Source organism: Halorubrum sp. Hd13 (genome assembly GCF_002252755.1).
In the GTDB taxonomy this organism is placed as follows: domain Archaea; phylum Halobacteriota; class Halobacteria; order Halobacteriales; family Haloferacaceae; genus Halorubrum.
Genome location: NZ_NHOY01000034.1, coordinates 1 through 2,540, shown reverse-complemented (window position 1 = coordinate 2,540; position 2,540 = coordinate 1). Strand labels below are relative to the sequence as shown.

Genomic DNA, 2,540 nt, shown 5'->3' with positions numbered 1-2,540 from the left:
CGTGGTAGTGCGTGGCGAAGAGCGCGGTGGCGCCCAGCTCGTCGTGGACGAACTCGGCGGCCGCGCGGGCGATGGCGCGCCCGTCCGTCGTCGCGGTGCCGCGGCCGACCTCGTCGAGGAGCACGAGCGAGGCGGGGCCGGCGTCGTGGAGGATCTCCGTCAGCTCGCTCATCTCGCGCATGAACGTCGACTGCCCGCCCGCGATGTCGTCCGAGGCGCCGACGCGGGTGAACAGCCGGTCGAAGACGGGCAGGGTGGCGGCCTGCGCGGGGACGAACGACCCGGTCTGCGCGAGCACGACCGCGAGCGCCACCGAGCGCATGTACGTCGACTTCCCGCTCATGTTCGGGCCCGTGATCACGGCGACCGACCCGCGGGGAAGGTCGGCGTCGTTCGGGACGAACGACGCCTCCGCGCGCTCGACGACGGGGTGGCGGCCCCCCTCGATCTCGATCCCGGCGTCGGGGTCGTCGCGAACTTCCGGGCGGACGTAGTCGGCCTCGACCGCCACGGTCGCCAGCGAGCAGCACGCGTCGAGCTCGGCGAGCGCGTCGGCGAGGCCCTGGATCCGCTCCGTCTCGGCCGCGACGCGCTCGCGGACGTCGGCGAACAGCTCGTACTCGAGAGCGTCCGCGCGCTCGGCGGCGCCGACGATCTCCTCCTCGCGCTCCTTCAGCTCGGGCGTCACGTAGCGTTCGCTGTTCTTCAGCGTCTGCCGGCGGCGGTAGTCGTCGGGGACCCGGTCGAGGTTGGCGTCGGTCACCTCGATGTAGTAGCCGTGGACCTGGTTGTGGCCCACCGACAGCGAGTCGATCCCGGTGCGCTCGCGCTCGCTCGCCTCCAGGTCGGCGACCCACTCGCGCCCCTCGCGCTCGGTCGCGCGGAGCGCGTCGAGGTCGTCGTCGAACCCCTCGCGGATCACGCCGCCGTCGGTGATCTCGGGCGGGGGGTTGACCGCGATCGCCTCGTCGATCAGGTCGCGGACCGCGACCAGCTCGTCGAGGCGATCGCGGAGGCCGCGGAGGTGGTCGGTCCGCGGGCGCTCGGCGTCGCCGCCGGCGTCCTCACTCCCCGCCTCCGCGAGGAGCGACTTCAGCTCCGGGACGACCGCGAGCGTCGCGTGCAGCGAGCGCAGGTCGCGGGCGTCGGCCCGCCCCCGCGAGACGCGCCCGACGAGGCGCTCCAGGTCGTAGGCGGCCGCGAGCGCGTCGGCGACTCCCTCGCGGACCAGCGTGCGGTCGGCCAGTTCGCCGACCGCGTCGTGGCGGCTCCGGATCGCGTCGGCGTCGACGAGCGGGCGCCGGAGCCACCGCTCCAGACAGCGCCGGCCGAGCGCGCAGCTCGTCTCGTCGAGCGCGTCGAACAGGGTGTCGCTCGCGCCGAGCCCGCGGTTCTCGAACAGCTCCAGGCTGCGCTGGGCGGCGGCGTCGAGCCGCAGCCGGTCGCGGGGGTCGTACCGCCGGAGCCGCGTGACGTACGAGAGCGGCCCGTCGTCGCCCTGCGTGTACTCCGCGTACGCGAGGACGGCGCCGGCCGCCCGGAGCTCGGCGTCGCCCTCGAATCGCCGGTCGGGCGCCGGGAGGTACGGCTCCAGCCGCTCCGTCGCGGCGCGGCGCTCGAAGACGCCGGGGTCGTACTCGTGGACCGTCCAGCCGCGCTCGGCGTCCGCCGGCTCGAACGTCGGGGCGTCCGGCCCCGCGATCAGCTCGGCCGGCGCGATCCGGTCGAGCTCCCCGGCGACCGCGTCGCGGTCGCCCGACGTGACGAGGCATTCGCCCGTGGAGACGTCGACGGCGGCGAGGCCGACGCCGCCCCCCGCGTCCGCATCGGTCTCACCGGCCGCCACCGCCGCCACGTAGTTCGTGGTGCCCGCCTCCAGCAGGTCGTCCTCGACGACGGTCCCGGGCGTGATCACCTCCGTGACGGCGCGGTCGACGAGGCCGGACGCCTGCTCGGCGTCCTCGACCTGATCGCCGACGGCGACGCGGTAGCCGGCGTCGAGCAGCGATTCGAGGTACGGCGCGGCGTTGTCGATGGGGATCCCCGCCATCGGGTAGTCGCCGGTCGAGTCGGAGCGCTCCGTGAGCGTCACCTCGCAGACCCGCGCGACGGCCTCGGCCGCCTCGCAGAACGCCTCGTAGAAGTCGCCGACCTGGAACAGCACCAGCGCGTCCTCGTGGGCGGCACACAGGTCCGCGTACTGCGAGAGCATCGGCGTGAGCTCCTCGCGGGCGTCGGCGACGCCCGGCGGGAGCCCCGTGGCGACCTCTCGGTCCGCAGTTGGCATACCGCGAGTCCGGGCGCCCGCGGGCATAAACGGTACGGAGGACGGCGGGCGCCGGCGCGGCGCCAACGGGGGGTCCCCACGGCGGGACTCCGGGAGGGACCGCTGTGAGGGACGCCCTCGGCCGCGAGCGGTCGGGACGCTTACAACGATGGACGCCCCAGTACGAGTGTGACGAACCGGACGATCATCGTCGGCATGGCGGCGACGAGGAGCAGGGCCGTCAGCCCGATGAACGTCGCCGCCATGCCGACGA

General features: G+C 74.6%; 1 protein-coding gene. It reads right to left on the bottom strand.

Going from position 1 to position 2,540, the window contains the following annotated elements:
- On the bottom strand, positions 1-2,287 hold a 2,287-nt coding region (gene mutS, locus DJ81_RS04475; RefSeq protein WP_094588675.1), incomplete at its 3' end, for a DNA mismatch repair protein MutS.
- Positions 2,288-2,540: the final 253 nt, after the last annotated feature.